This is a genomic window from Pseudomonas sp. FEMGT703P, assembly GCF_002786345.1.
Classification (GTDB): domain Bacteria; phylum Pseudomonadota; class Gammaproteobacteria; order Pseudomonadales; family Pseudomonadaceae; genus Aquipseudomonas; species Aquipseudomonas peli.
On sequence record NZ_PGCM01000005.1, the window covers coordinates 588098 to 614195 of the forward strand.

Genomic DNA, 26098 nt, shown 5'->3' on the forward strand with positions numbered 1-26098 from the left:
GGTCGGCGTTGGCGTGGCCAGCGCTAGAGAACGCCGGTTTTTTTCCAGGCTAGATAACTGCTCACCAGCTGCGGTCCCAGTTCGCTCGGCCGCGCATCCAGCACCGGCACCTTGTTGGCAATCAGGCGTTCGTGCAGGCCTGCGCGGGCATTCAGGTAGTCAAGTGTGCCGCAGTAATCCAGAGCGCTGGAGAGGTCCTGCACCGGGGTGTGGCGCAGGGTATCCAGCACTTCCTCACGCAGGCTGGCGACCAGCACGCGGTGTTGGCGGCTCAGGCGTTTGACCGCGCCGAGAAGGGCCTGATCATCCTCATCTCGCAGGTTGGTCACCAGTACCACCAAGGCGCGACGGCGCTGGCGGCTGAGCAGGTTTTCCACAGCGGCGGTGAAGTCTGCCGGTTGTTGGGTGCTGCGCAGGTCGTACAGGGCATTGAGTAGCACATTCAACTGCGCCTGGCCTTTGACTGGGGCGAGGAAGCGGTTCTGCTCGCCAGCAAAGGTCGACAGGCCGACCGCATCGCCTTGGCGCAGCGCCACGTAGCTCAGCAGCAGGCAAGCGTTGAGGGCGTGATCGAAGTGCGACAGCTCGCCGTCCTGGCTGCGCATGCGTCGGCCGCAGTCGAGCAGGAAGACGATCTGCTGGTCGCGCTCGTCCTGATACTCGCGGGCAATCGGTGTCCGTTTGCGCGCGGTGGCTTTCCAGTCGATCTGCCGCAGGGTGTCGCCGTCGCGAAACTCGCGCAGCTGGTGAAATTCCTGCCCCAGGCCGCGCCGTTGCTGTTGGCGTACGCCCAGCTGGCTGAGCCAGTCATCCACCGCCATCAGTTGCGCGCCGTAAAGCCGGGCGAAATCTGGGTAGACGCGGGTTTCACCAGCCACGGGCAGATAACGCCGGGCGCGCCACAGGCCCATGGAGCTGGGCAGGCTGACTTCGCACTGCGGGAAATGGAAATGCCCACGCAGCAGCGGGCGCACGCGGTAACTGACCTGAGTTTGCTCGCCGGGGTGCAGGTCGACCTTAAGCGGCAGGTGCTCGAAGGCCATATCGCCGGTCAGATGGTCGAACACTTCCACCTGCAGCGCACGGGGGGAACTGTGGTGCAGATTCAGCCGCACTTCGCTCCAGCGCCCCAGCGGCAGGTTACCGGCCAGCTGGCGTTCGATGCGCGGCGAAGGCACTTGGCGCAGCAGCAGAGCGTCGATCAGCGTCAGGCCGAGCAGCACCAGCAGCAGGCCCCAGTAAATCGGGGTGAAGCTGCGCGGCACGGCAACGCCCAGGGCGCTGCAGATACCCAGGGCAATGCCGAGCACGAACAGACCTGCGAGCAGCGCCAGCAGCGCGCGTGAGGGTTTCATGCGAGAGTGCCTTTCAATGCGGGCTTTTGCCAAGTGCGAGTCATAGGCGCGGTGCCGGAACCTGGTCGAGCAGCTGTTGCAGCACTTGATCCACCGACAGGCCTTCGATATCCAGCTCTGGCGACAGCCGCACGCGGTGGCGCAGTACGGCCAGGGCGCAGCCCTTGATGTCATCCGGCAGCACGAAGTCGCCACCGCGCAGCAGCGCACGGGCGCGGCCGCAACGTACCAGGGCGATTGAGGCGCGCGGCCCGGCGCCGATGGCCAGGCCAGGCCAGGTGCGGGTGGCGCGGGCGATGCGCACGGCGTAGTCGAGCACCTGCTCATCAATCGGCAGGTCGCTGGCTATCTTCTGCAACGCCAGTACATCGCGGGCCTGCAGCAGGGTGCGCAGCGGGGTGACTTCGAGCATGTCGGCTTTGCTTGAGCGCGCCACCTGCCGAACCATGTTCAGCTCTTCGCTCTGCTCGGGGTAATCCATGCGCAGCTTGAGCATAAAGCGGTCGAGCTCGGCTTCCGGCAGCGGGTAGGTGCCTTCCTGCTCAATCGGGTTCTGCGTGGCCAGCACCATAAACGGCAACGGCACATTCAGCGCGCGGCCTTCCAGGGTTACCTGACGTTCCTGCATGACTTCCAGCAACGCCGCCTGGGTCTTGGCCGGGGCGCGGTTGATCTCGTCCGCCAGCAGCAGGTTGGTGAACACCGGGCCCTTGCGCAGCTTGAACTGCTCGCTCTGCAGGTCGTACACAGCGTGGCCGGTGACGTCACTGGGCATCAGGTCCGGGGTGAACTGGATGCGCGCGAACTCGCCGCCAAAGCAGCGCGCCAGGGCACGCACCAGCAGGGTCTTGCCGAGGCCGGGAACGCCTTCGACCAGCACATGGCCGCCGGCGATCAGGGCGCTGAGCACGTCATCAATCACCGCCGTCTGGCCGATCAGGGCTTTCTGCAGTTCACCACGCAGTGCCTGAGCCAACTGGCTGGCGCGCTGGCGCTGCGCATTCGGATTCACCGCTGCAGCTACCGGGGCAGCTGGTGCTGGGGCCGGTGCAGGCGTTTCGGTGGCCGCAGCTTCGACGGTTTCAGCGGCGACAGGGGCTGACTCGATCTCGCTGTCTGGCTGTTCGGGTGTGTGTTCGCTCGTCATAGGGCATTCCTGAGGTTTTGCAGGTTGGCGACCTGGCGGGTGAAGTCGGCGGCGGCCAGGCGCTGCTTGGGCAACGGCCGCATGGCTTGGCTGATAACGCTAGAAGGCTGGCGGGTCAGGCGGCTCAGCACCTGCCACTGCTCGGCCACCGCGAGGCGTTCGAAACCGGGGTGACGATGCCGCGCGCGGCGCTGGATGTCTTGTTGCAAGCCTTGCAGCAGGCTGTGCTGACCGTTGTGGCGCAGCAGGAAGTCAGCGCTACCGCGCAGGTGTTCCTGCAGTTGGCGGCGATTGCGGCTGGCGGGCAACAGCAGCGGGCCTTGGCGCATGCCCAGATGCCATAGGCCGAATGCCAGCAACAGCACGAGTGCAACCAATGCCTGGGGGAAGTGCTCAAGCAGCAGGCTGAACAGGTCATCGCGGTCGGCGCGGTAGAGCAGGGTGACCTGGCTGTCTTGGGTCATGTACCAGAGCAACCAGGCGTTGTCGTATTCGCCGATGCCCTGGTTTTGCCAGATCCAGCTGTCGCTGACCACGCTGATCAGGCCATCGCCATGGTAGAGCTGCAGCAGGTGGGTGGCGGCGTCGCTGTTGGCCCAAGCGTGGGCACGGTTCTCGGAGTCGTAGAGGTGAAAGTCGGTGTCGAAGTTGAAGTAGGCCGGCGCCTCTTCGTTTTCCAGATACAGCTGGGTCAGTTCTGGGTAGGCATTGTCTGAACCTGTGGCTGCATCTGCCGCAGCTTCCGCTTCAGCCTGCGGCTCAGCGTCGGCCGTGTCCTCAGTCGAGGCGTCTTCTTCCGCTGCTTCGCTGGCGTCCTCGTCAAGTTCTTCACTTTCGTATTGCTGTATGCCCAGGTTGTCGAGCAGCAGGTCGCCGCTTTTGCCTTCTTCTTCATCCCACAGCCGCTCGGCGACAAACAGCAGGTGGCCGCCCTTGGCCGTCCAGGCCAGCAGGCGTTCGGCCTGCTTGGGCGTCATGCGGTTGCGGTCGCCGAGCAGCAGTAGGGTTTGCCCGGCGCTCGGCAGGTCCTTCATGACCTCCAGGCCATCGGCGCGTTGTACCTGCAGGCCCTGTTTGCGCAGGAAATGCTCGGCGGCGAGATAAGGGTTGGCCCGGGCCTCGGGTGCGGGGCCGTGCTCGAGGGTCTCCTCATAGGGCGTGAGTTTGCCCAGTAAGTAGATGCCGAGCAGGCCGAGCACCAGCAGTAATCCGGCACCGAGGAGGAACTGGAGACGCCGGTTCATGCCTGCGCCCCTTGTTCGAACAGGCGTCGCCAGGCATTGCACAGGCCCTGTTTGAGTGCCGCGGGCGGCAGTCGATGGCCGTAGGCGAGGTTCTGCCAGTGGCGGGTCAGGGCCTGGCTGAAGTGGCTGAGGTCTTTTTGCTGCAGCGCCTGTACCAGTTGCAGCACTTCGGCTTCGGTGTGCGAGCTTTTCAGCGGCAGGCGCTGTTCGTGCAGCATGCGGCTGAGCAGGGCGCGGTACAGCAAACCGAGGGCGGCGCGTGGCTGTTCATCCCAGAGTTTTTCGACTTCACCGGGGATATCCGCGGGCAGGCTTTGTGGCGCCACTTCCAGGCCAAATAGCTGCTCAGGTGGCTGATAGGTGCGGGCTTGTGGTAAACGCAGGCGACCGGCAAATGCGCTCAGCCAATCGCGGTAGCGCCACAGCAGCCAGGCGATCAGGCTGAACAGCGCGGCCCACAGCAGCACCTCGAAGAACAGCGCCACTGCATCGACGCTTTTCCAGAACTCGGTAAGTTTGAAGAATTTTTCCAGCAGTTCGATCAGGGCCTTGGCGTCTTCCTCGCTCGGCTCCTTGGGCTCTTCGCCGAGGCGCCAGCGGGTGACGGTTTCGCGGTGTTCGAAGGGCGGCTGATCGAGCAGCTGGCCGATGCTTTTTTGCGCGTCGGCGCTGGTTAGCGGCTGCTTGAGCAGGCGGTCGGCTTCTGGCCCGATGGGATCTTCAACCGGCAGCGGACAGCTGCTGGCAGTTGCGGTATCGGCGGCCATGGCACTGCCCGGCACCTGCATCAACAGCAGGCCGCAGCCCAGCAGCAGGGCGTAGGCCACGCCCGTCAGGCGCTGGCGTAGTTGGCGGAAGACCAGCTCGATGTCCCAGGCTTCCAGGGCGGTGCGACGATTCAGGTAGAGAGTGAAGCCGCAGGCGACGTAGATCGGCTCCCAGAGAATCAGCAGCAGGACGTAGGTCAGGTTGGACAGATGCTCCAGCCACAGCCACTCGCCAGACGCCGCATTGATCAGGCTGTCCCAGGTCCAATCCAGCTCCATCTGCGCCGGCAGCAGCATGTAGACGAAGCTGATGATGCCGAACCACAGCGCCATCTCCAGGTGCACGCCGACGATGGTGAGCCAGCTGGCGCCGCCGGCATCGCGCTGGCCGAGGACAATCAGGCGTTGGCTGCGCGCCTTGCCGGACAGGCCTTCCAGCTGCATCACCGGCAGGTCGAAGCTGCGTGTGGGGCTTAGCCGGCGCCAAGTCAAACTGGCCAGCAGTTGCGGTTTGAGCAGACCGGGCAGGGCTTTTAGCGCCTGCTTGAGGCTCGGTGTGGCGCCGAACAGGGCATGCGAGAGGATGTACAGTGGCAGGCGTTCGAAAGCCGGTTTCAGCCACCAGAAAATCAGTACGGCGATGCTTGGGTAATCCCACAGCATCAGGCACAGCAGAGCGAAAATCGGCACGGTGACCAAGGCCCAGCTGAGCATCAACAGGCCGGCCTGCTGTTTGGCCAGCAACACGCCGAGGTCGACGGCTTCCCAGGCGCTCCGGGGGCGGATGGCGACGCTGGCATCAGTCAGGCGCATGTGCACCTCGGCCAGCCAGGAGGAGATAAGCCAGCACCAGCAGCCAAAGACCAGCGCCGACTGCATATTTGATCGCGGGGCTGGCCAGGTCCATGGATGACCAGTAGGCCTCGATAAACGCCGCCAGCAGCAGAAATACGATCACCCCGCCGACCAGCCGCACGCTGCTGCCGGCGGCTACGCGCAGCGCCTCGCCGCGTGGCAGGCGGCCGGGAACCAGCAGCGCCCAGCCGAGCTTCAGGCCGGCAGCGCCGGCCAGGGCAATGGCGGTGAGTTCGAAAGAACCGTGGCCGATGACGAACGACCAGAAGGTTTCACCGTAGCCGATTTGCGTCAGATGGCCGGCCACTGCGCCGATCATCAGGCCGTTGAACAGCAGGAAGAACAAGCTGCCCAGGCCAAACAGCAAGCCGCTGGCAAAGGTCTGAAAGGCGATGCCGATATTGTTCATGATGTAGTAGCCGAACATCATCCAGTCATCGCCGGAGTCGCGTTCGCTGAAGCGGCCGATGCGCCTGGCGTCGGGGTCGTACATCTTTTCCATCTCGCCGACCTGGTCAGGCGCCATCACCCCGTAGACTAAATTGGGGAAGTGATACACCAAAGTGCCCATCAGCAGCAGGCTGCCGAAGAACAGCAGGCTGGCGGCCACGACAAAACGCCACTCGGCGCGCACCAGGCGTGGAAATCCAGCCAGGATAAACCCGAGCAGTTGCGCCCCCAGTGGGCTGCGATGTCGATAAAACTGCTGATGGCCGCGCATGGCCAGCAGCTGCAATTTCTCGATCAGGTGGCTGCTATAGCCCCGGCTCTGGGCCAGAGCTAGGTGCTGGCACAGGCTGCGGTAGTTGGCGGCAAAGGCCTTGCATTGCTGGCTATCGGCCTTGCCGCGCTCAAGGGCTTCAAGCTGCGCATTAAAGGCTTGCCACTCGGCTTGGTGCTGCTGTTCAAACAGGCTCTGTTTCATGTCGGCCCCAACAAGCCACGGGCAATTCCGTGGATCTGCTGTTCGGCCAGCTCAGCAGGTACCTGCAAGGGCTCGGCAAGAATGCTTGCCAGCTCCTGACGACGTGCACTGGATAGACTCTGCGCTCGCTCGGCAAAGCTGAGCAGGGCGCGTTGCTCATTCAGGCTCATGCTGAACGGTGCACGGATGGGCTCGGCTTGCGGTAGCTCTGGCGCTGCCGGGGCGTTATCTCGATACACCACCAGGGTACCGGCAGCGATATCGCCGAGGCGCTTGAACGCTGGGTGATTAAGGCAGCTGAGAATGCCCAGGGTGTAGCCAAACGGCAGGATATCGACGAAACGCAGCAGATTACGCGTGAGCGAGGCGGCCCAGCCAATTGGCGTGCCGTCATCATGGATCACCCGCAGGCCCATCATCTGCTTGCCGGGCGAGCGGCCCTGGTTGAGTACTTCAAACAGCACCATGTACCACCAGGTCACCAGAAACAGCAGGATGGTGCCCAGGCCTATGCCGAACTGGCCGAGCAACGCCAGCACGGCAAACAATGCGCCGAGCAGCGCACCGCGAATCAGCAGGTCAATGCTAAATGCCAACGCGCGCGGCACTACCCCGGCTGGGCGCAGGGTCAGGTCAATGCCTTCCGGTGTTTCCACCTTAAAGCGGGTATCCAGCAGCGGGCGAGCGGCGACTGAAGCAGGGGTTGGTGTGGGCGGCATCGGCAGACTGCGTCGAGGAAAGCCCGATGCTAGCCAGCAGCAGGCAGGGAAGCAACCGGCTCAGTGATCTGAACCGGCGCAGCGGGTTATTTAGTGAGGATTATTGCGGCGCAGGTAATACACCGAAGATGGTGCGATAGAGCACGCCCATGGCGATGACAAACAGCGGAATGGTCCAGACCAGACCAATACCGAGCGGAATAGCGCTGATAAGCGTGATCAGGCCCAGCAGCAGAAACAGACCAAAGACCTTGAACCAGTGCTGGGTAATCGCCTTGCGCGAGGCTTCCAGGGCTTGCCACGGCGTCAGGCCGCGCTCCACCACCAGCGGAATGGCCAGCATATAAGCGATGGCCAGGTACAGGCCGGGAATGATCAACAGGAACATGCCGAGGTAGATCAGCAGCATGCTGATAATCGCGGTGATCACTAGCGGCACGGTGCGGCCGAAGTGACTGAAAATGTCATTGAAGCTGATCGGTTGGTCGGCGGCGCGACGGATACCGATCATATTGATCCCCGCCATAAAGGGATAAGCCAGGGCCGAAGCCAGAATGCCGATGACCAGTTCGGCCACGACCGCGAGCATTGGGCTGTCGCTGACCACGCCCAGCAGGCCGAAGAACCCGCCAATCAGGAAGGATGCAGTCAGCAGCACGGCGTAGAACACCAGAAAACCACCTATGATGATGCCCTTTGTGCCTTTTACCCGTTGCCAGGCTTCGCTGAGCAGGTCACTGATGGTGAAGTCGTAGCCACGGCTCAGGGCTTCTTCGATGCTGGGTACCTGGCTGTCGCGTGGTGCTTCCTGCAGCGCGCTGGCAGGTGCTGCGTAGGGATTGCTGGGGTTGATCTCACTCATGGGGCGTCCTTGTTCAGAGTGGTTAATCGGGCTTCCCACTTTAGTCTTCGCCAGGGTGCCCTACAAGGCACAGACCCCACGTGCGGCGTGCGCTGGCGCAAGGTTCTGCGCTTGTCTGCGTGATGCTGGCGGGGTGGTAGACTGCCTGCGCCTCAGCATCAGGACATAACTGTGACCCCCAGCCTCTTTTGGTACGACTACGAAACCACCGGTATTGACCCAAGGCGCGACCGGCCGCTGCAGGTCGCGGGGATTCGCACCGATGAAGACCTCAATGAAATTGCTGAGCCGCTGAACATCTACTGCCAGCCCAGCGACGACATCCTGCCGCATCCGGCAGCTTGCCTGGTGACCGGAATTACCCCGAGCAAACTGGCGCAGCATGGCCTGGATGAAGCCGAATTTATGAGCCGTGTGCATGCCGAGTTGTCGCAGCCTGGCACCTGCGGGGTGGGCTACAACAGCCTGCGTTTCGATGATGAGGTGACGCGTTACAGCCTATATCGCAACTTCTTCGATCCCTACGCTCGTGAGTGGCAGGGCGGCAATAGCCGCTGGGATCTGATCGACTTGGTGCGTACGGCCTACGCATTGCGCCCGGAAGGCATCGTCTGGCCGGAAGAAGAGGGGCGGGTGACGCTCAAACTGGAGCGTCTGACTGCTGCCAACGGCATTGAGCATGGTCAGGCCCACGACGCGCTGTCCGATGTGCGAGCAACCATCGCCCTGGCGCGTTTGCTGCGCAACAAGCAGCGCAAACTCTATGACTACCTGTATCAACTGCGCAGTAAACAGCGGGTGCAGGATCAAATACGCCTGTTGCAGCCGTTGGTGCATATCTCCGGGCGTTATGCCGGTGCGCGGCATTACCTGGCGGTGGTCTTGCCGTTGGCTTGGCATCCGCGTAATCGCAATGCGTTGATTGTTTGTGATCTGCAGGCCGATATCTCGCCGCTGCTCAATGAGTCAGCTGAAACATTACGTACGCGCCTGTACACCCGTCGCGATCAATTGGCCGACGGCGAGTTGCCGGTACCGCTGAAGTTGCTGCATCTCAACCGTTGTCCCGTTGTTGCTCCGATGAATGTATTGCGCGCCGAGGATATTCAGCGTCTGCAGCTCGATGTGTCGGCCTATCAGGCACAAGCCGAACAATTACGCAGTAGTCCTGGGCAGTGGCAGGAAAAACTGGTGCAGGTGTATGCCGAAGAGCAGTTCGCAGCCAATCAAGACCCTGAGCAGCAGTTATATGAGGGCTTTATTGGCGATCGCGATCGCCGACTGTGTGAGCAGGTAAGGCGTGCCGAACCGCAACGTTTGGCCGATGCGGTTTGGCCATTTGATGATGGGCGTTTGCCGGAGCTGTTATTTCGATACCGCGCGCGAAACTTTACCGCGACGTTGAGTGTTGAGGAGCAACAACGTTGGCGAACATTCTGTCAGCAACGTCTGACCCAGCCCGAATACGGTGCCCCGAATACGCTTGAACAGTTCAACCAAGCACTTGCGGACGTTCTTCCAGAGAGTGATTCGGCACAACAAGCTATTTTGTTGGCGTGGCGCGATCATGCAGAACAGTTACGCCAGCGTTATGCCCTGTAGTTGATAGGGTTAAATGCTGTAGGCGTGACTGAAACAATGCCCATAAAAAACGCCAGCATTGCTGGCGTTTTTGCGTGAAGCTTTTGGCGCTTAAGCGGCAGGCTTAGCCCAGCAGGGTTGCCCAGCCTTCAACGACGTCACCGCCCCACTTGGCTTTCCACTCTTTCAGCGTCTTGTGGTTGCCGCCTTTGGTTTCGATCACTTCGCCGGTGTTCGGGTTTCTGTACTGCTTAACTTTACGGGCGCGTTTGGTGCCAGTTGTTTTGGCTGCGCGGGTGATTTTGCTGCCTTTGGCTTCTGGGTCGAGCATGGCAATGATGTCGCGCAGCGATTTCTGGTATTCACCCATCAGTGCGCGCAGTTTTCCTTCGAATTCCAGCTCTTTCTTCAGTTTGTCGTCTTGCGACAGATTTTTCAGGCGATCTTGCAGTTCTTTGATTGCTTCTTCGGTGGCGCGGTATTCGTTGATCAACGACATGATGGGTACCTGTATTCGGGATTGGCGATTAAGTGATAGCAATAGTAGTCAGGCACTTTTAACAAGTAAACCGCTTTATAGGTATTTTTTATGAATTGTATTGTTAAGTAACTGGGTGGCCGCTTGGCCTGTTGTATATAGCGAGTTATTAACTGTTTGGGCTGAAGTACTGCACTATTTCGCCAGCGACAACTGTCCTGTCCTGTTGCATGCTCTGGCATGTGCTGTCTGAGTACTGCAGTTTTTCCATGTTGAGACTAGAATGGCCGACTTTATTTGAGCCCCGGAGCCGTTGATGCGTACTTTTCGATTGGTCATTGCCTGTCCTGATCGGGTTGGAATTGTGGCTAAGGTGAGTAACTTTCTGGCCACCTATAACGGCTGGATTACCGAAGCCAGTCATCATTCGGATAATCAGAGTGGCTGGTTTTTTATGCGCCACGAGATTCGCGCTGACTCGCTGCCATTTGATCTGGACGGTTTTCGCCAGGCTTTTGCGCCGATTGCCCGTGAGTTTTCCATGGAGTGGCGGGTTACCGATTCGGCGGTTAAGAAACGTGTTGTGCTGATGGCCAGTCGCGAATCGCACTGCCTGGCCGATTTGCTGCACCGCTGGCATAGCGACGAATTAGATTGCGATATTCCATGCGTCATTTCTAACCACGATGACCTGCGCAGCATGGTGGAGTGGCATGACATTCCGTATTTCCATGTGCCAGTTAATTCGCAGGATAAACAACCGGCATTTGATGAGGTGGCGCGGTTGGTAAAAGCCCATGCCGCCGACGTAATTGTGCTGGCGCGCTATATGCAGATTTTGCCTGCGCCACTTTGCGCCGAGTTCTCCCAGCGCGTCATCAATATCCATCACAGCTTTCTGCCGTCGTTTGTTGGGGCTAAGCCATATCACCAGGCCTCGCTACGAGGGGTCAAACTGATTGGTGCGACCTCTCACTATGTAACCGAGGAGCTGGACGCCGGGCCGATCATTGAGCAGGACGTGGTGCGCGTCAGCCACCGCGATAGCATCGAAGAGATGGTGCGTCTGGGTAAAGATGTCGAGAAGATGGTGCTGTCACGTGGTCTACGCTATCACTTAGAAGACCGAGTGCTGGTGCACGACAATAAAACAGTGGTGTTCGACTGAGGTGTCAGTAGGGTTCGGTTCAGCGCAGATAGAGGGTATTACTGATGCTCAAGTCAATCAAAGTGCGAGATTACATGACCCGCAATCTGGTGACTTTCCGGCCTGAAATGAACCTGTTCACCGCGATTAACCGCTTGCTTGAGCACCGAATCTCTGGCGCGCCGGTGGTTGACGGACAAGGGCATCTGGTGGGGTTGTTGTCGGAGGGCGATTGCTTGCGCGGCATCCTTTCTGGCGCCTACTACGAGTCAGCGGGTGGTGATGTCAGCGCCTACATGACCACCGAGGTGGAAGTGATTTCGCCGGAGGCGGATATCATCGAAATCTCCGAGCGCTTTCTGCGTGGCCGGCGCCGACGCCTGCCAGTGGTCGAAGACGGCCGTTTGATTGGTCAGGTCAGCCGCAGTGATGTGCTGCGTGCGGTCAAAGAGTTTGCCCAGCATGACGAAGGCCGTGTGGCGCTGAGTTGAGGGCTGGTAGCGTACATTGGAGGTGTTATGACTGATCCATTTGCGCGTGGCACATCCAACGCACCACCGGTGCTTGGTGAGGGTTGTACGCAGCGCTATGACCCTGAGGCTTTAAGTCCCGAGGACGGTAGCGAATTTGCCGATGCCGCCGAGTTATGGCGGCAGTTGCAGCAAGACGAACAGTCGCCAACGAACCACGAAAAGCAGAAATAAAAACGGGGCGCTCACTGAGTGCCCCGTTTGTTTTCCGCATGGGTTAAATGCGGAAGCTGTCGACCAGTTGCTTCAGACGGCTGGCCTGTTGCTCCAGATCGCCGCAGGCACGCAAGGTGGCGTTGAGGTTTTCCACACCTTCTTGGTTGAGGGTGTTGATTTCGGTGATGTCGACGTTAAGCGATTCGATCACCGAGGTCTGCTCCTCGGTTGCGGTGGCCACCGACTGGTTCATGCCATCAATTTCACCGATGCGTTCGGTGACGCTGCTTAGGCGGGCGCCGGCTTGGTTAGCGATCTCCACGCTTTCTTCGCTGTAGCGTTGGCTTTCAGTCATGGTGGTGACCGATTCGCGGGAGCCGATTTGCAGCTCTTCGATCATCTTCTCGATTTCCTGTGCCGATTCCTGGGTGCGGTGGGCCAGGTTGCGTACTTCATCGGCGACCACTGCGAAACCACGGCCTGCTTCACCAGCGCGCGCTGCCTCGATAGCAGCGTTGAGCGCCAGCAGGTTGGTTTGCTGGGAGATGCTTTTGATCACCTCAAGTATCTGCCCGATGTTCACCGTCTTGCTGTTGAGGGTTTCGATATTGCCGCAAGATGCGCTGATTTTGCCGGACAGTTCGTTCATCGCTTTGATGGTTTGTTCCACCACTTGGCGGCCGTCTTCAGCCAGGTGGCGTGCATCGGAGGCTTGGTTCGATGCATCGGCAGCGTTACGCGCAATTTCCTGCGCGGCGGCGCCCAGCTCATTAATCGCAGCGGCAACACTGTTGGTTCGGCTGGCCTGCTCGTCGGAGTTGATCATCGACGAGTTAGAAGCGCCGACCACCAGTTTTGCCACTTCATTGACCTGGCTGGTGGCGGATGACACCTCGCGGATTGAACTGTGGATACGCTCAACAAACTGGTTGAAGGCACTGGCCAGGCGGCCAAATTCGTCGTTGGATTGAATGCTCAGGCGTCTGGTCAGGTCACCCTCGCCTTGGGCGATGTCTTCCATGGCTTTACCCATGACATTCAACGGTTGCATCAGCACGCTGATCAACATGCTCAGCAGCAACATGATCAGCACCACCGCGATGACGGTGGCAACGATCGCCGAGGCGCGGAATTCGCTGAGCATTGAGTAGGCCTTGGCCTTGTCAATGGACAGGCCGACATGCCAGTTAACCGAGGGCAGCCCCTTGACTGGAGCGAAGGTGAGAATGCGCGTCTCGCCATTGAGTTCCGCTTCACTGAATTCGCCGCTGATGCGCGGGGTGTCTTGCGGGTAGACCTCACTGATGTTCTTCATCACCAGGGACTTGTCCGGGTGCACGAGAATCTTGCCATCCGCGCTGATCAGAAAGGCATAACCCATGCCGGCAAAGTCCAGCGAGTTGATGATGTCGACTAAGGTGTTGAGGCTCAGGTCGCCGCCAACAACTCCTGCCGCTTTGGCGGGCGTGGCGATGGTGATGATCAGTTCGCTGGTGGCGGCGTCGACGTAGGGTTCGGTGAGGGTAGTGCCGCCTGCTGCCATCGCATCCTTGTACCAAGGGCGTTGACGCGGATCGTAGCCATCCGGCATGTCCTCGTCCGGACGCATGGTGAAGCTGCCATCAGCGCTGCCCAGGTAGGTGAAGGCGAAAGTGGAGGCCAGTACCTTCTGCTCCAACAGTCCGGTCAGAGCATCGCCGGAAGAGTCGCGGGCGACCGATTGAGCAACGTTTTCCACCAGCAGAATGCGCCCCGACAGCCAGTTGGAAATATTACTGGCGGTGACATTCCCCATCTCCTTTAGGTAGCTTTCCAAATCATCACGGATCGCGTTGCGTTGCAGGTAATCGTTGTAAAGCGTGAACAGCGAGAATGCGGCGATCACCACCAGCGAGGCGGCGAGCAGAATCTTGTGGCTGAACTTCAGGTTGTTGGTCATGGCGTCTTGCGTCCGGTGAGTTCTGGCATCAGTCTTGGGCTGATGTTAGGCAGTGGCTATTGCAGGGCACGCTAACTATGTCGGCCTAATTGCAGTAAAGCTTTAACCATGGAGATAACAAGATGGTGCAAACCGATCAGTTTGTTGTGGGGGCCGATCTTGAGGGGCTGCCGGTGGGGCAGGCGTTGCGTCTGGCAAACCGTCACGGACTGATTGCTGGCGCGACGGGCACCGGTAAAACCGTGACACTGCAACGCTTGATCGAAACCTTCAGCGATGCTGGCGTCGCGGTGTTTGCCGCCGATGTAAAGGGGGATCTCTGCGGTCTGGGGGCGGCTGGCGCACCGCAAGGCAAAGTGGCTGAGCGCATTGCCAGCATGCCCTGGCTTAACCATCAGCCGATGGCCTACCCGGTAACCCTGTGGGATGTGCATGGCAAGAGCGGCCATCCACTGCGCACCACGCTGAGCGAAATGGGGCCTTTGTTGCTCGGCGCGCTGCTGGAACTGACCGACAGCCAGCAGGCTGCACTCTATTCCGCGTTTAAGGTTGCGGATCGTGAAGGGTTGTTGCTGCTTGATCTTAAAGACCTCAAAGCGCTGCTGGCACACTTGAAAAATCACCCCGAGGTGTTGGGGGATGACAGCGCCTTGTTTACGGCCACCTCATCGCAAGCCTTATTGCGCAAGTTAGCCGGTTTGGAACAGCAGGGCGCCGAGGCACTCTTTGGTGAGCCGGCACTGCAGCTGGAAGACATTCTGCATCCAGACCGCGATGGCCGCGGGCGTATTCACCTGCTCGACGCTAGCCGCCTGGTGCATGAGGCGCCGAAGGTCTACGCGACCTTCCTGCTCTGGCTGTTGGCTGAGTTATTTGAACAGCTACCGGAGCGCGGGGATGCCGATAAACCGCTTTTGGCACTGTTTTTCGATGAAGCGCACCTATTGTTTGCCGATACCCCAAAAGCCTTGCAGGAGCGCTTGGAACAGGTGGTGCGACTGATCCGTTCAAAAGGCGTCGGGGTGTATTTCGTCACCCAATCGCCAGGCGATTTGCCAGATGATGTGCTGGCGCAACTTGGCCTGCGTATTCAACATGGCTTGCGTGCGTTTACCGCGAAAGAACAGAAATCGCTGCGCGCAGTGGCCGATGGCTTCCGTCCGAATCCGACCATCGACACGCTGAAGGTGCTTACTGAACTGGGTATCGGTGAGGCCCTGGTTGGTACGCTGGAAGCTAAAGGCACGCCGGCCATGGTTCAGCGTGTTGCTGTGGCGCCGCCGCAGTCGCGTATCGGTCCGTTGAGTGAAAGCGAGCGAGCAGCGTTGATCCAGCAGTCCGCATTGCGGGGACGTTATGACAAGCCAATCGATCGTGAGTCCGCCTATGAGTTGCTGACGGCGCGTGCAGAGCAAGCTGCGCAGCAGGCAGAGTCCAATAAACCGAGTTCAGCGAACAAGAGCGAGGTCGGAGGCGGTATGGCCGGTGCTGCGGGCGAGCTGCTGGGCGGTTTGGCCAGTCAAGTGATGAAAACCGCTATGCGCCAGGCGGCCAATCAGATTGGTCGGCAGTTGGTACGTGGTTTGTTGGGGTCGCTGATGGGCGGTAAGCGGCGCTGAAGGCGTGGCCATCCAGTTAGGGATGGCCACGCTATCTGACTGATGCGGCGGGGCGTCAGCCAGCTGCTTCGTCGGCCTTGGATTGGAGCTCTTTTTCGATTTTTACCAGTTCTTTTTCAAACGCTTGGTCGAGAAGGTTAGCCTTCTTGCGCCACGGCTTGCGCTCGGGGTCCGGTTGAGCGGCGTAGGTAATCACTTCTCCGCCGTATACATCCTTGTAACGCTGCGCCTGGCGCTCGAGTTCGGCGCGCAGTTCGTCTTTCGTCACGTAGTTACCCATGGTCTTGAACAGAATAGTGGCTGGATGCCAGGCATAGGGCCTGGGCACTTGAGGCCGCCAAACAGGTTTAGTTCGCGCATTTAATAAGCGTGGCCAATAGTGTTGATGACTATTGCCGCGCCTGTTTGCCCTTTTATTGTGGATTACCTGAACGAATTGTCAGGTTTGTTAAAGGGCTAATTAGGCAGCGCCCGGCAATTATGGCGAAGCCAAGTTAAATGTCCAGCGTACTTAATTGGCAGGTTGTAGACCGTAACGCTGCACGATGGTTGCAAGCTGGCCGTTATTACGCAGTGTGTTCAGCCCGCGATTAAAAGCCTGGAACTTTACTGGGCTGACTCGTTTGCGGGAAAAACCAATGCCGTATGAAATTGACGTCAAATGTCCGGCGTTACGCAGTGCGTAGAGATATTCATGCTCGATCAAGTGACGAGCAACATCGCGATTAAGTAATACCACACCCTTTTCACCAAAGCGCCCGGCATTAAGCATCAGGAGCAGACGATGGTTGTTGGTCACCAATTTAATGTCGACATCCGGGGTGTTTTTCAGGCTTTCCTGCAGGACGAATGAAGTTCCGGACGGTCCGTATACGCCGATCTGGCGACCACGCAAATCATCGGGTTGAGTGAATTGAAAGTGATTTGAACGCAGGGTGTAAAAGTCGTAGCCGGAGGTCACCACCATGGGGGTGATTAGAAATGCCTTACGCCGTGCAGGCGACTGAATCACAGTGAAAATACCATCAACCTCACCGTCTTCGGCTTGTTGCAAGGCGCGTCGCCAAGGCAATACTTCAATTTCGCAATGCCACTGCAAGAGGCCACAGGTTGCATTAACTATCTCGGGCAGCGCGCCGCTGGCAATACCGCCGCGCGAAAAACTGAACGGTGGGAATTCCTCGGTTACAAAGTGCACCGTTTCGGCTGCAGCCGGGACGGCAGTTATCAAGGCCGTGACGAAGAATAATGCATGGCGTAACAGCACGACTTAATCCTTTAGTTGCGATGAACGCTCGCGGGGCTGCATGACCTGGTGCTTCTGGCGTGTACAGGGAACATTATTAACCGCGTCTGCGCGTAATTGCCTAGTGTCCTTTTGTGCCAGCGAAATGAACGATGTTTTACGCATAGCACCCTGCATTGCCAGTGCGTGCCTAGCTGACTGGTAACACCTTGCAAACTCTATGCAATTGAGTAAATCCGTGTGCCTCCCTACATTTGCGCCCGCACCAGTGAGTCCCTGTTAGTGCTGGATCAACCCGAGTCATGCTCACTGGATCGCGGTCGTCAATCAGACCGCTCACGGCTGCTTCTGGAGAACTTTATGCGTAAGTCGATGCAAATGGGTGTGCTGGGGTTGGTACTGATCGGCCTGGTCGGTTGTGAGGCGGCTGAGCAGTCTGCGCAAAAGCTGGCTGAAAAGGCCGAGCAAGCCGTGGTGGATGTCGCCCGCGAAGCGGTTGATGAGACGGTGAAAGAGCTCAATAAGCAGGTGGACGAGGTGCAGCAGTCAACCAATGAGTGGTTGGGCGAGCCGGTTGATGAGGCTGAGCCGCAACAGCCTGAGCAGCCGGCAAGCGAGCTGGCGGAGCCCGCTACCGAGGCTTGATGCGAAGCTGTTAAGGGACCTTGTTGAGTGCTTCACAGCTGGCGGCATAGCGTTGCTGGCAGGCGCTCTGGAACAACGCTTTGGCCTGGATCGGGTCGCGCGGCACGCCTTGTGCGCCCTTGAGGTAAAGGTTGCCAAGGATGTGTTGAGCCATCGGGTTGCCACCAGCGGCTGATTGGTTGAGGTACTTGAGCATCAGTTGGGGGTTGTTGAAGTCTGGATTGTCGCGGCCGGTGTACAGGTAGGCCAGGCTCACGGCAGCCATGGCATGGCCTTTGTCGGCGGCGAGTTTCCACCAGTACTCAGCCTGTTTGAGGTCCTTGTGCGGTTTGCCGACGAAGTACAGGCTGCCGAGCTGGAACTGACTGTTTAGGTCACCCCGGTTGGCCTGGCTGCGCAGGTTGGCCTCGTCGACGCTATTTTCGCTGGTCGCAGCGGTTGTCTGGGTCGGCGGGGCGTTACGGTTTTGCTCTGACTGGTTGGCGCAGCCGACCAGCAGCATTCCTGCGCAGAGCAGTATTACCAGTGAATGATGGCTTGGCAGCGGTTTGATCATGCGTATGGCTGCTCCCTTAAAGGTGGCGTTGGGGGGTAAGTCGAACCTGAGGCGGTTAAACACCAGACTGCAGGCTTACCGGTAAGTTGCGCGTTGTCCGAGGGTTGTCGCAGGCGCGAGTGTCGGGCGCAGTTGCAGAATCCATATCAGTTTGTCGCCTGCAGCGTTTCGCTGCTGCGCCAGAGCTGCGATTCTTGTTCATTCTTGCGCCCCAAGCCATCGAGGCCACCATGCAGATCAGCTCCAACTTCGACAGCGGCAATATCGAGGTCATCGACGCCAGCAACCCACTGCAGGTGCAGCTGGCGATTCGTCCGGATCTCAACAGTGAACATTTCCAATGGTTCCACTTTAAGGTCGAGGGCTTGCAGCCTGGTCAGCCTTACGGCTTTAGCCTGGGCAACGCCGGGCAGTCGTCTTACAAGAATGCCTGGAGCGGTTACCACGCCGTAGCCTCTTACGATCAGCGCGACTGGTTTCGGGTGCCCAGCCGCTTTGAAGAGGGCGCGCTGAAGTTCGACATTGAGCCGCAGCATGGGCAGATCTGGTTCGCCTATTTCGAGCCCTACAGCCGCGAGCGCCATAGCCAGTTGATCGAGGATGCGCAGCGTTTGGCGGGCGCCGAGCTGTTTGCCACGGGTAAGAGCATCGAGGGGCGGCCAATCGAGTTGTTGCGCATCAGCCGTAATCCGCAGGCGCTGCGCAAGATCTGGCTAATCGCCCAACAGCATCCCGGCGAGCATATGGCCGAGTGGTTTATGCAGGGGCTGCTTGAGCGTCTGCAGCGGCGCGATGATGCCGAGCTGAATGCCCTGCTGGAGAAGGCCGATCTGTACCTGGTGCCGAACATGAATCCGGATGGCGCCTTCCGTGGCCATCTGCGTACCAACGTCGCCGGGCGCGACCTTAATCGCGCCTGGCAGTCGGCCAGCGAGGCGGACAGCCCGGAGGTGTATTTCGTCCAGCAGCAGATGCGCGCGGTGGGTGTCGATCTGTTTCTGGATATCCATGGCGATGAGGAAATTCCTCACGTGTTTACCGCTGGTTGCGAAGGTAATCCGGGCTACAGCCCGCGCCTTGAGCGATTGGAAAACCAGTTCCGCCAGTTGTTGATCGACAACGGCGCCGAGTTCCAGACCACCTTCGGCTACCCGCGCGACGAACCGGGCCAGGCCAATACCACCCTGGCCTGCAATGCGGTGGGTATGGAGTTTGATTGTTTGGCCTTCACCATCGAGATGCCATTCAAAGACCATAATGATCGGCCCAATCCGCTGACGGGTTGGAATGGCGAGCGGTCGATGCAGCTGGGCAAGGATGTACTCAGCGTTGCAGCCGCCATGGTCGGGCAGCTACGCGATTAACAGGACGCTGGCGGGCAGGGTTGTTTGTCCTGCCCGCATAGGTTGTCGCTAAGGTCGCTTTAGCCGCGGTAGTAGCGCTGCGGCACAAATGGGGTTTTGGCTACTTTCATCGCCACGCGCTTGCCGCGCACCATGGCCCATACCTCGGTATCCAGAGCGATATGGCTGTTCTGCACATAGCCCATGGCTACCGGCGCAGCCAGGGTAGGGCCGAAGCCGCCACTGCAGACGGTGCCGATCACCGTGCCATCGGCATCAACAATTTCTGCACCTTCACGAACCGGTACACGTTCCTGCGGCAGCAGGCCGACGCGCTTGCTGGCAACGCCTTCTTGTTGCTGGGCGAAGATTCGCTCGGCACCTGGGAAGCCGCCAGCACGGGCGCCATCGGCGCGACGTGGCTTGGACATGGCCCACAGCAGGCTGGCCTCGATCGGCGTGGTGCTGGTGCTCATGTCGTGGCCGTACAGGCACAGGCCGGCTTCCAGGCGCAGTGAGTCGCGCGCGCCAAGGCCGATGGCGGCCACTTCCGGTTCGGCCAGCAGGCTGCGCGCCAGGGTTTCGGCGTGGGCGGCTGGCACCGAGATTTCAAAGCCGTCTTCGCCGGTGTAGCCGGAGCGGCTGACGTAGCAGTCGACACCGAGCAGACGCACCGGGGCGAATTGCATAAAGGTCATCTTGGCGACTTCAGGGGCCAGGCGCGCCAGCACATCGACGGCTTTCGGGCCTTGCAGGGCGAGCAGGGCGCGGTCGAAACAAGCTTCGATCTGGCACTGGCTGGAGATCTGCAGTTGAAGGTGCATCAGGTCCTTGTGCTTGCAGGCTGCGTTGACCACCAGAAACAGGGTGTCGTTGCCCAGGTTGGCGACCATCAGGTCGTCGAGGATGCCGCCCTGGTCATCGGTGAACATGGCGTAGCGCTGCATGCCCACGGGCAGGTCGATGATATCCACTGGCACCAGGCGCTCCAGGGCCTGTGCCGCCTGCGGGCCGCGCAGAATGATCTGGCCCATATGCGACACGTCGAACAGGCCGGCGGCTTCGCGGGTGTGCAGGTGTTCCTTCATCACCCCGAGCGGGTACTGCACGGGCATGTCGTAGCCGGCGAACGGCACCATGCGCGCGCCCAGTTCGAGATGCAGGGCATGTAGCGGGGTTTTCGCCAGGGTTTCAGTGGTCATGCGGTTCTCCATGTTGGTAAAGGTTGTTTGTGTAGGCGCGAGCTAAAAGCGTCACGTCTACAGGCTGTATGGGATGCCGTGTCAGCACTCGACAATATTCACAGCCAGGCCGCCGCGGGCGGTTTCCTTGTACTTGTTGTTCATGTCGGCACCGGTCTGGCGCATGGTGCGGATCACTTTATCCAGCGAGACGAAATGCTGACCGTCGCCGCGCAGGGCCATGCGTGCGGCGTTGATCGCCTTGACCGAGCCCATGGCGTTGCGTTCGATGCAAGGCACTTGCACCAAGCCGCCAATGGGGTCGCAGGTCAGGCCAAGGTTGTGTTCCATGCCGATCTCGGCGGCGTTCTCCACCTGATTGACGCTGCCCCCAAGCACTTCGCACAGGGCACCGGCGGCCATCGAGCAGGCCACGCCGACTTCGCCCTGGCAGCCCACTTCGGCACCGGAGATCGAGGCGTTTTCTTTGTAGAGGATGCCGATGGCGGCCGCAGTGAGTAGAAAGCGCACCACACCGTCGTCGTTGGAACTGGGGATAAAGCGGCTGTAGTAATGCAGCACCGCCGGCACGATACCGGCCGCGCCATTGGTGGGCGCGGTGACCACGCGGCCGCCACTGGCATTTTCCTCGTTCACCGCCAGGGCGTAGAGGTTGACCCAGTCGAGCACGCTGAGGGCATCGCGCAGCGCGGCTTCGGGGTTCTTGCACAGCTGACGGTGCAGGGCTGAGGCGCGGCGTTTGACCTTGAGGCCGCCGGGCATGATGCCTTCGTTGCGGCAACCGGCTTCGACGCAATCCTGCATCACCTGCCAGATATGCAGCAGGCGCGCGCGGGTTTCGGCTTCAGGGCGCCAGGCGGCTTCGTTGGCCAGCATCACCTGGCTGATCGACAGGTTGTGTTCGGCGCAATGCGCCAGCAGCTGTTTGCCGGTGGTAAAGGGGTACTGCAGTACGGTGCTGTCTTCGACAATGCGGTCAGCTCCGGCGGCTTGTTCATCGACCACGAAGCCGCCGCCGACCGAGTAATACTCGCGCGAGCGGATCTGCAAGCCAGCGGCGTCGAAGGCGCGAAAAATCATGCCGTTGGGGTGAAAAGGCAGCGGCTTGCGGATCATTGCCAGGTTCTGCTTCTCGACAAAGCGGATGGGCTTTTCGCCGAGCAGATTGAGTTCACCGCTGCTGCGAATCGCTGCCAGGCGTGCGTCGACGTTACTGGTGTCGACGCTGTCCGGCTGTTCGCCTTCCAGGCCGAGTAGCACGGCTTTGTCGCTGCCATGGCCCTTGCCGGTGGCGCCGAGGGAGCCGTATAGCTCCACTTTCACAGTATCGGTGGCGGCCAGTAGCTCATCGCGGCGCAGGCCTTCGGCAAAGCGCAGGGCGGCCAGCATGGGGCCGACAGTGTGCGAGCTGGACGGGCCGATGCCGATCTTGAAAAGGTCAAAAACGCTAAGTGACATGCTTGCTCCGACTGCGTGTTTTGCTGCCGCCCTTGTGAGGCGGCGTTGATGCGGCGCGCTGGATAACCGCGCCGCGAGTGGCAAAATTGCGTGCTGTCTTAGTTAGCGTAGACCGGGAAGCTGGCGCATAGGTCCGCAACCTGACCGCGAACGCGCTCGGTCACGGCTGGGTTGTCCAGCTCATCGAGGATGTCGCAAATCCAGCCGGCCAGGGTGCGGCACTCGCCCTGCTTGAAACCGCGGGTGGTGACTGCCGGTGTGCCGATGCGGATGCCGGAGGTGACAAACGGCGACTGCGGGTCATTCGGCACGGCGTTCTTGTTCACCGTGATATGCGCCGCACCGAGTGCTGCGTCGGCCGCCTTGCCGGTGAGGCCTTGCTTGATCAGGCTGACCAGCATCAGGTGGTTGTCGGTGCCGCCGGAGACCACGTCGTAGCCACGGGTAACGAATACTTCGGCCATGGCTTGGGCGTTGTTGATCACCTGCTGCTGGTAGGCCTTGAAGCCAGGCTCTTGCGCTTCCTTGAAGCACACGGCCTTGGCCGCGATCACATGCATCAGTGGGCCGCCCTGGCTGCCGGGGAACACGGCGGAGTTGAGCTTCTTCTCGATCTCTTCGTTGGCCTTGGCTAGGATCAAGCCGCCACGCGGGCCACGCAGGGTCTTGTGGGTGGTGGTGGTGACCACATCGGCAAACGGAATCGGGTTGGGATACAGGCCGGCGGCCACTAAGCCGGCGACGTGGGCCATGTCGACAAACAGCAGCGCATCGACTTTATCGGCGATGGCGCGGAAGCGGGCGAAATCCAGGGTGCGCGAATAGGCGGAGAAACCGGCGACGATCATCTTCGGTTTGTGCTCGACAGCCAGGCGCTCGACCTCGGCGTAATCGATCAGGCCCTGTTCGTCGATGCCGTACTGCACGGCGTTGTACAGCTTGCCGGAGGACGACACCTTGGCCCCGTGGGTCAGGTGGCCGCCGTGGGCCAGGCTCATGCCGAGGATGGTGTCACCAGCATTCAGCAGCGCCAGGTACACCGCGCTGTTAGCGGAAGAGCCAGAGTGCGGCTGCACGTTGGCATAGTCAGCACCGAACAACTGCTTGGCGCGTTCGATGGCCAGGGCCTCGACCTTGTCGACATGCTCGCAACCGCCGTAGTAACGCTTGCCCGGATAGCCTTCGGCGTACTTGTTGGTCAGCCCGCTGCCCTGGGCCTGCATCACGCGCTGGCTGCAATAGTTTTCCGAGGCGATCAGCTCGATGTGGTCTTCCTGGCGCTGCTCTTCGGCGTTGATCGCAGCGAGCAGGGCGTCATCGTAGCCTTGCAGTTGGTCGTGCTTGCTAAACATGGTGAGGCCCTCTGGTTTTTATATGAGGTGCAGCTAACCCGCCTCGGGTAGAGGTGAGTCGAAAATTGGGGAGAAAGCAGTCCCGCGGCCCGGAGGTGTTCCGGGCCGCAGGCTGTTATCACGCGTCCTGGTACGCCTCGATGGACGGGCAGGCGCAGATCAGGTTGCGGTCGCCGAACACGTTGTCCACGCGGCCGACCGGCGGCCAGTACTTGGCCTCGATCAGGCTGGCCACTGGGTACACGGCCTGTTCGCGGCTGTAGGCGTGAGTCCACTCGCCGACCAGTTCCAGTGCGGTGTGCGGGGCGTTTTTCAGCGGGTTGTCGTTGGCGTCCAGGTGGCCGGCTTCGACAGCGCGAATTTCTTCACGAATGGCGATCATGGCGTCGCAGAAGCGGTCCAGCTCTTCTTTGGACTCGCTCTCGGTGGGCTCGATCATCAGCGTGCCGGCCACTGGGAAGGACATGGTCGGGGCGTGGAAGCCGAAGTCGATCAGGCGCTTGGCCACATCGTCAACGCTGATGCCGCTGCTGTCCTTGATCGGACGGATATCCAGGATGCACTCGTGCGCCACCAGGCCGTTGCTACCCGAATACAGCACGGGGTAGTGCTCTTCCAGGCGGCGGGCGATGTAGTTGGCGTTGAGAATCGCCATCTGCGAAGCGCGCTTGAGGCCTTCGCCGCCCATCATGCTGATATACATCCAGGTGATCGGCAGGATGCTGGCGCTGCCGAATGGCGCGGCGCTGACTGCACCCTCTTTGCGTGCCATATGGCCGTGGCCGGGCAGGAATGGGATCAGGTGTTCCTTCACGCCAATCGGGCCGACACCTGGGCCGCCACCGCCGTGCGGGATGCAGAAGGTCTTGTGCAGGTTCAGGTGGGACACGTCGCCGCCGAACTTGCCCGGGGCGCACAGGCCGACCATGGCGTTCATGTTGGCGCCGTCGATGTACACCTGGCCGCCGTTGTCATGAATGATCGCGCAGATTTCGCGGATGCCTTCCTCGAACACACCGTGGGTCGACGGGTAGGTGATCATCAGCGCAGCCAGACGGTCTTTGTGCTCTTCGGCTTTGGCCTTGAGGTCGGCGATGTCGACGTTGCCGCTGCTATCGCAGGCGGTCACCACCACGCGCATACCGACCATGCTGGCGGTGGCTGGGTTGGTGCCGTGGGCCGATTGCGGGATCAGGCAGATATCGCGCTGATCATCGCCACGGCTCAGGTGGTAAGCACGAATGGCCAAGAGACCTGCGTACTCTCCCTGGGAACCGGCGTTTGGCTGCAGGGAGATGCCATCGTAACCAGTGGCTGCGCAGAGCATGGCTTCCAGTTCGGTGGTCAGCTGGGTGTAACCCTGGCTTTGCTCGGCAGGGGCGAAGGGGTGCAGGTTGCCGAACTCGGCCCAGGTCACCGGGATCATTTCACTGGCGGCGTTGAGCTTCATGGTGCAGGAACCCAGCGGAATCATGCTGCGGTCCAGCGCCAGGTCCTTATCGGCCAGTTTGCGCAGGTAGCGCATCAGCTCGGTTTCGCTGTGGTAGCGATTAAATACTGGGTGAGTGAGGATTTCGCTTTCGCGCAGCAGGCCTTTTGGCAGCTGAGCGATTAAGCCTGTAGCCAGTTCAGCGAAGGCTGGAACAGCTTTGCCTTCGGCGAAGATCGCCAGTAGGGCTTCAACGGCGACTTGATCGGTGGTCTCGTCGAGGGACAGGCCCAGACGCACGCCATCAATTTCACGCAGGTTGATGCCGGCCGCACGGGCGGCTGCATGCAGGGCTGCCGTTTTGCCGCCGGTAGCCAGGGTCAGGGTGTCGAAGAAGAATTCCTGCTCAACCGTGTAGCCCAGAGCGCGCAGGCCCTTGGCCAGAACTGCAGTGAACTGGTGCACGCGCTGGGCGATCTGGGTCAGACCTTTCGGGCCGTGGTAGACGGCATACATGCTGGCGATGTTGGCCAGCAGCACCTGAGCGGTACAGATGTTACTGGTGGCCTTCTCGCGGCGGATATGTTGCTCGCGGGTCTGCATAGCCAGGCGCAGGGCCGGCTTGCCGAAACGGTCGATCGACATGCCGACCAGACGGCCCGGCATATCGCGCTTGAATGCATCGCGGGTGGCGAAATAGGCGGCGTGCGGGCCACCGAAGCCCAGCGGCACACCGAAACGCTGGGCGCTGCCCAGGGCCACGTCGGCACCGAATTCGCCCGGTGCAGTGAGCAGGGTCAGGGCCAGCAGGTCGGCAGCGACGGCCACCAGAGCGTTGGCTGCGTGGAAACGCTCGACCAGCTCGCGGTAGTCGAAGATGTCGCCATTGCTCGCTGGGTATTGCAGCAGCGCACCGAAGTAGACGCTGGCGTCAGTGATCGCCGCTTCGTCGCCGATCACCACGTCGATGCCCAGCGGCTCGGCACGGGTGCGCAGCACGTCGAGGGTCTGCGGGTGGCAATGCTGGGAGGCGAAGAAGGCGTTGCTGGCCTTGTTCTTCGACAGACGCTTACAGAAGGTCATGGCTTCGGCAGCAGCGGTGGCTTCGTCCAGCAGCGAGGCGTTGGCGATCTGCATACCGGTGAGGTCGCTGATCAGGGTCTGGAAGTTCAGCAACGACTCCAGACGACCCTGAGAAATCTCTGGCTGGTACGGGGTGTAAGCGGTGTACCAGGCCGGGTTTTCCAGCAGGTTGCGCAGGATCGGGCTCGGCGTGTGGGTGCCGTGATAGCCCTGACCGATATAAGTTTTGAACTGCTGGTTCTTGGCCGCGATGGTCTTGATCTTGGCTAGGGCGTCGGCTTCCGACAGGCCCGGCAGAGAGCCCAGCACGCTGGTGCCCTTGATGCTCTCGGGGATGACGTTATCGGTCAGTGCGTCGATGCTGGCGTAGCCGAGCAGTTCGAGCATGGCCGCGGTATCGGCATCACGTGGGCCGATGTGGCGGGCGACAAATTCGTTCTGGGTGGTCAGCTTGGTCATC

General features: G+C 60.4%; 23 protein-coding genes. 7 read left to right on the forward strand and 16 right to left on the reverse strand.

The annotated features are described in order from the left end of the window. Nucleotides 1-23 precede the first annotated feature (23 nt). The 7 genes from CUR33_RS06555 to CUR33_RS06585 form a co-directional block, all read right to left on the reverse strand. Entirely contained in the window at nt 24-1355 is a 1332-nt protein-coding gene (locus CUR33_RS06555; RefSeq protein WP_289239053.1) for a DUF58 domain-containing protein, read from the reverse strand. A 40-nt stretch (nt 1356-1395) separates the two neighbouring features. Continuing rightward, nucleotides 1396-2502: an AAA family ATPase gene (locus CUR33_RS06560; protein WP_289239054.1), complete on the reverse strand. Its 1107-nt coding sequence runs from the start codon at nt 2500-2502 to the stop codon at nt 1396-1398. After that, nucleotides 2499-3746, reverse strand: coding sequence for a DUF4350 domain-containing protein (locus CUR33_RS06565; RefSeq protein WP_289239055.1), 1248 nt, complete (start codon nt 3744-3746; stop codon nt 2499-2501). Before CUR33_RS06565 ends, CUR33_RS06560 begins: the two co-directional genes overlap by 4 nt. Next, entirely contained in the window at nt 3743-5326 is a 1584-nt protein-coding gene (locus tag CUR33_RS06570) for a DUF4129 domain-containing protein (RefSeq protein WP_289239056.1), read from the reverse strand. The genes CUR33_RS06565 and CUR33_RS06570 overlap by 4 nt, the downstream gene beginning before the upstream one ends. Then, complete coding sequence (locus CUR33_RS06575; protein WP_289239057.1) at nt 5313-6293, reverse strand: stage II sporulation protein M; 981 nt, start codon at nt 6291-6293, stop codon at nt 5313-5315. The genes CUR33_RS06570 and CUR33_RS06575 overlap by 14 nt, the downstream gene beginning before the upstream one ends. Continuing rightward, complete coding sequence (locus CUR33_RS06580) at nt 6290-7012, reverse strand: RDD family protein (RefSeq protein WP_289239058.1); 723 nt, start codon at nt 7010-7012, stop codon at nt 6290-6292. The genes CUR33_RS06575 and CUR33_RS06580 overlap by 4 nt, the downstream gene beginning before the upstream one ends. Nucleotides 7013-7112: 100 nt before the next feature. Further along, entirely contained in the window at nt 7113-7874 is a 762-nt protein-coding gene (locus CUR33_RS06585) for a hypothetical protein (protein WP_167142342.1), read from the reverse strand. Between the two features lie 171 nt (nt 7875-8045). Here CUR33_RS06585 and sbcB point away from each other — a divergent pair, with 171 nt between their 5' ends. Next, nucleotides 8046-9476 (forward strand): exodeoxyribonuclease I, encoded by a 1431-nt coding sequence (gene sbcB, locus CUR33_RS06590; RefSeq protein ID WP_289239059.1) that lies wholly within the window; start codon nt 8046-8048, stop codon nt 9474-9476. Nucleotides 9477-9579: 103 nt separating this feature from the next. On the opposite strand, the gene mvaT is transcribed toward sbcB, so the two are convergent. Next, nucleotides 9580-9954 (reverse strand): histone-like nucleoid-structuring protein MvaT, encoded by a 375-nt coding sequence (gene mvaT / locus CUR33_RS06595; protein WP_289239060.1) that lies wholly within the window; start codon nt 9952-9954, stop codon nt 9580-9582. A gap of 295 nt (nt 9955-10249) precedes the next feature. On the opposite strand from mvaT, the gene purU reads away from it, so the two are divergent. From purU to CUR33_RS06610, 3 genes are read left to right on the forward strand one after another with little or no spacing between them, the layout of a single operon-like run. Beyond that, nucleotides 10250-11101 carry a formyltetrahydrofolate deformylase gene (gene purU, locus CUR33_RS06600; RefSeq protein WP_090248938.1) on the forward strand — a complete coding sequence of 284 codons (852 nt, stop codon included), beginning with the start codon at nt 10250-10252 and terminating at the stop codon, nt 11099-11101. A 44-nt stretch (nt 11102-11145) separates the two neighbouring features. Beyond that, a complete protein-coding gene (locus CUR33_RS06605) occupies nt 11146-11571 on the forward strand; it encodes a CBS domain-containing protein (RefSeq protein ID WP_167142336.1) in 426 nt (141 codons plus the stop codon). Nucleotides 11572-11598: 27 nt separating this feature from the next. Next, nucleotides 11599-11784, forward strand: coding sequence for a hypothetical protein (locus tag CUR33_RS06610; RefSeq protein ID WP_289239061.1), 186 nt, complete (start codon nt 11599-11601; stop codon nt 11782-11784). A gap of 43 nt (nt 11785-11827) precedes the next feature. On the opposite strand, the gene CUR33_RS06615 is transcribed toward CUR33_RS06610, so the two are convergent. Then, on the reverse strand, nt 11828-13705 hold the full coding sequence (locus tag CUR33_RS06615) for a methyl-accepting chemotaxis protein (protein WP_289239062.1): 1878 nt from the start codon (nt 13703-13705) through the stop codon (nt 11828-11830). 122 nt (nt 13706-13827) lie between these two features. Here CUR33_RS06615 and CUR33_RS06620 point away from each other — a divergent pair, with 122 nt between their 5' ends. Further along, entirely contained in the window at nt 13828-15324 is a 1497-nt protein-coding gene (locus CUR33_RS06620) for a helicase HerA-like domain-containing protein (RefSeq protein ID WP_289239063.1), read from the forward strand. Between the two features lie 55 nt (nt 15325-15379). On the opposite strand, the gene CUR33_RS06625 is transcribed toward CUR33_RS06620, so the two are convergent. Then, nucleotides 15380-15592 carry a hypothetical protein gene (locus tag CUR33_RS06625; RefSeq protein ID WP_090251216.1) on the reverse strand — a complete coding sequence of 71 codons (213 nt, stop codon included), beginning with the start codon at nt 15590-15592 and terminating at the stop codon, nt 15380-15382. Between the two features lie 243 nt (nt 15593-15835). After that, the gene (locus tag CUR33_RS06630; RefSeq protein ID WP_289239064.1) at nt 15836-16591 is read right to left on the reverse strand and encodes a substrate-binding periplasmic protein; all 756 of its coding nucleotides are present in this window, start codon (nt 16589-16591) and stop codon (nt 15836-15838) included. Between the two features lie 339 nt (nt 16592-16930). Between CUR33_RS06630 and CUR33_RS06635 the strand changes: the two genes are divergently transcribed. Next, on the forward strand, nt 16931-17215 hold the full coding sequence (locus CUR33_RS06635) for a hypothetical protein (protein WP_090248931.1): 285 nt from the start codon (nt 16931-16933) through the stop codon (nt 17213-17215). Between the two features lie 10 nt (nt 17216-17225). Here the strand turns inward: CUR33_RS06635 and CUR33_RS06640 are convergent, their stop codons facing one another. Continuing rightward, nucleotides 17226-17771, reverse strand: coding sequence for a tetratricopeptide repeat protein (locus tag CUR33_RS06640; RefSeq protein ID WP_289239065.1), 546 nt, complete (start codon nt 17769-17771; stop codon nt 17226-17228). A gap of 230 nt (nt 17772-18001) precedes the next feature. On the opposite strand from CUR33_RS06640, the gene CUR33_RS06645 reads away from it, so the two are divergent. Then, entirely contained in the window at nt 18002-19135 is a 1134-nt protein-coding gene (locus CUR33_RS06645; protein WP_289239066.1) for a M14 family metallopeptidase, read from the forward strand. Nucleotides 19136-19194: 59 nt separating this feature from the next. Here the strand turns inward: CUR33_RS06645 and gcvT are convergent, their stop codons facing one another. From gcvT to gcvP, 4 genes are all read right to left on the reverse strand, one after another. Next, a complete protein-coding gene (gene gcvT, locus CUR33_RS06650; RefSeq protein ID WP_160085378.1) occupies nt 19195-20316 on the reverse strand; it encodes a glycine cleavage system aminomethyltransferase GcvT in 1122 nt (373 codons plus the stop codon). Nucleotides 20317-20397: 81 nt separating this feature from the next. Continuing rightward, on the reverse strand, nt 20398-21774 hold the full coding sequence (locus CUR33_RS06655) for an L-serine ammonia-lyase (protein ID WP_289239067.1): 1377 nt from the start codon (nt 21772-21774) through the stop codon (nt 20398-20400). A gap of 98 nt (nt 21775-21872) precedes the next feature. Further along, nucleotides 21873-23126: a serine hydroxymethyltransferase gene (gene glyA / locus CUR33_RS06660; RefSeq protein WP_289239068.1), complete on the reverse strand. Its 1254-nt coding sequence runs from the start codon at nt 23124-23126 to the stop codon at nt 21873-21875. Between the two features lie 118 nt (nt 23127-23244). Further along, on the reverse strand, nt 23245-26097 hold the full coding sequence (gene gcvP, locus CUR33_RS06665) for an aminomethyl-transferring glycine dehydrogenase (RefSeq protein ID WP_289239069.1): 2853 nt from the start codon (nt 26095-26097) through the stop codon (nt 23245-23247). Nucleotide 26098: the final 1 nt, after the last annotated feature.

Coding starts and splice junctions, on each gene's coding strand:
- CUR33_RS06610 (WP_289239061.1), top strand. CDS start 11,599: ATGACTGATCCATTTGCGCGTGGCACATCCAACGCACCACCGGTGCTT.
- CUR33_RS06585 (WP_167142342.1), bottom strand. CDS start 7,874: ATGAGTGAGATCAACCCCAGCAATCCCTACGCAGCACCTGCCAGCGCG.
- purU (WP_090248938.1), top strand. CDS start 10,250: ATGCGTACTTTTCGATTGGTCATTGCCTGTCCTGATCGGGTTGGAATT.
- gcvT (WP_160085378.1), bottom strand. CDS start 20,316: ATGACCACTGAAACCCTGGCGAAAACCCCGCTACATGCCCTGCATCTC.
- gcvP (WP_289239069.1), bottom strand. CDS start 26,097: ATGACCAAGCTGACCACCCAGAACGAATTTGTCGCCCGCCACATCGGC.
- CUR33_RS06635 (WP_090248931.1), top strand. CDS start 16,931: ATGCGTAAGTCGATGCAAATGGGTGTGCTGGGGTTGGTACTGATCGGC.
- CUR33_RS06655 (WP_289239067.1), bottom strand. CDS start 21,774: ATGTCACTTAGCGTTTTTGACCTTTTCAAGATCGGCATCGGCCCGTCC.
- mvaT (WP_289239060.1), bottom strand. CDS start 9,954: ATGTCGTTGATCAACGAATACCGCGCCACCGAAGAAGCAATCAAAGAA.
- CUR33_RS06615 (WP_289239062.1), bottom strand. CDS start 13,705: ATGACCAACAACCTGAAGTTCAGCCACAAGATTCTGCTCGCCGCCTCG.
- CUR33_RS06640 (WP_289239065.1), bottom strand. CDS start 17,771: ATGATCAAACCGCTGCCAAGCCATCATTCACTGGTAATACTGCTCTGC.
- CUR33_RS06565 (WP_289239055.1), bottom strand. CDS start 3,746: ATGAACCGGCGTCTCCAGTTCCTCCTCGGTGCCGGATTACTGCTGGTG.
- CUR33_RS06555 (WP_289239053.1), bottom strand. CDS start 1,355: ATGAAACCCTCACGCGCGCTGCTGGCGCTGCTCGCAGGTCTGTTCGTG.
- CUR33_RS06560 (WP_289239054.1), bottom strand. CDS start 2,502: ATGACGAGCGAACACACACCCGAACAGCCAGACAGCGAGATCGAGTCA.
- CUR33_RS06620 (WP_289239063.1), top strand. CDS start 13,828: ATGGTGCAAACCGATCAGTTTGTTGTGGGGGCCGATCTTGAGGGGCTG.
- CUR33_RS06570 (WP_289239056.1), bottom strand. CDS start 5,326: ATGCGCCTGACTGATGCCAGCGTCGCCATCCGCCCCCGGAGCGCCTGG.
- CUR33_RS06580 (WP_289239058.1), bottom strand. CDS start 7,012: ATGCCGCCCACACCAACCCCTGCTTCAGTCGCCGCTCGCCCGCTGCTG.
- glyA (WP_289239068.1), bottom strand. CDS start 23,126: ATGTTTAGCAAGCACGACCAACTGCAAGGCTACGATGACGCCCTGCTC.
- CUR33_RS06645 (WP_289239066.1), top strand. CDS start 18,002: ATGCAGATCAGCTCCAACTTCGACAGCGGCAATATCGAGGTCATCGAC.
- CUR33_RS06575 (WP_289239057.1), bottom strand. CDS start 6,293: ATGAAACAGAGCCTGTTTGAACAGCAGCACCAAGCCGAGTGGCAAGCC.
- CUR33_RS06605 (WP_167142336.1), top strand. CDS start 11,146: ATGCTCAAGTCAATCAAAGTGCGAGATTACATGACCCGCAATCTGGTG.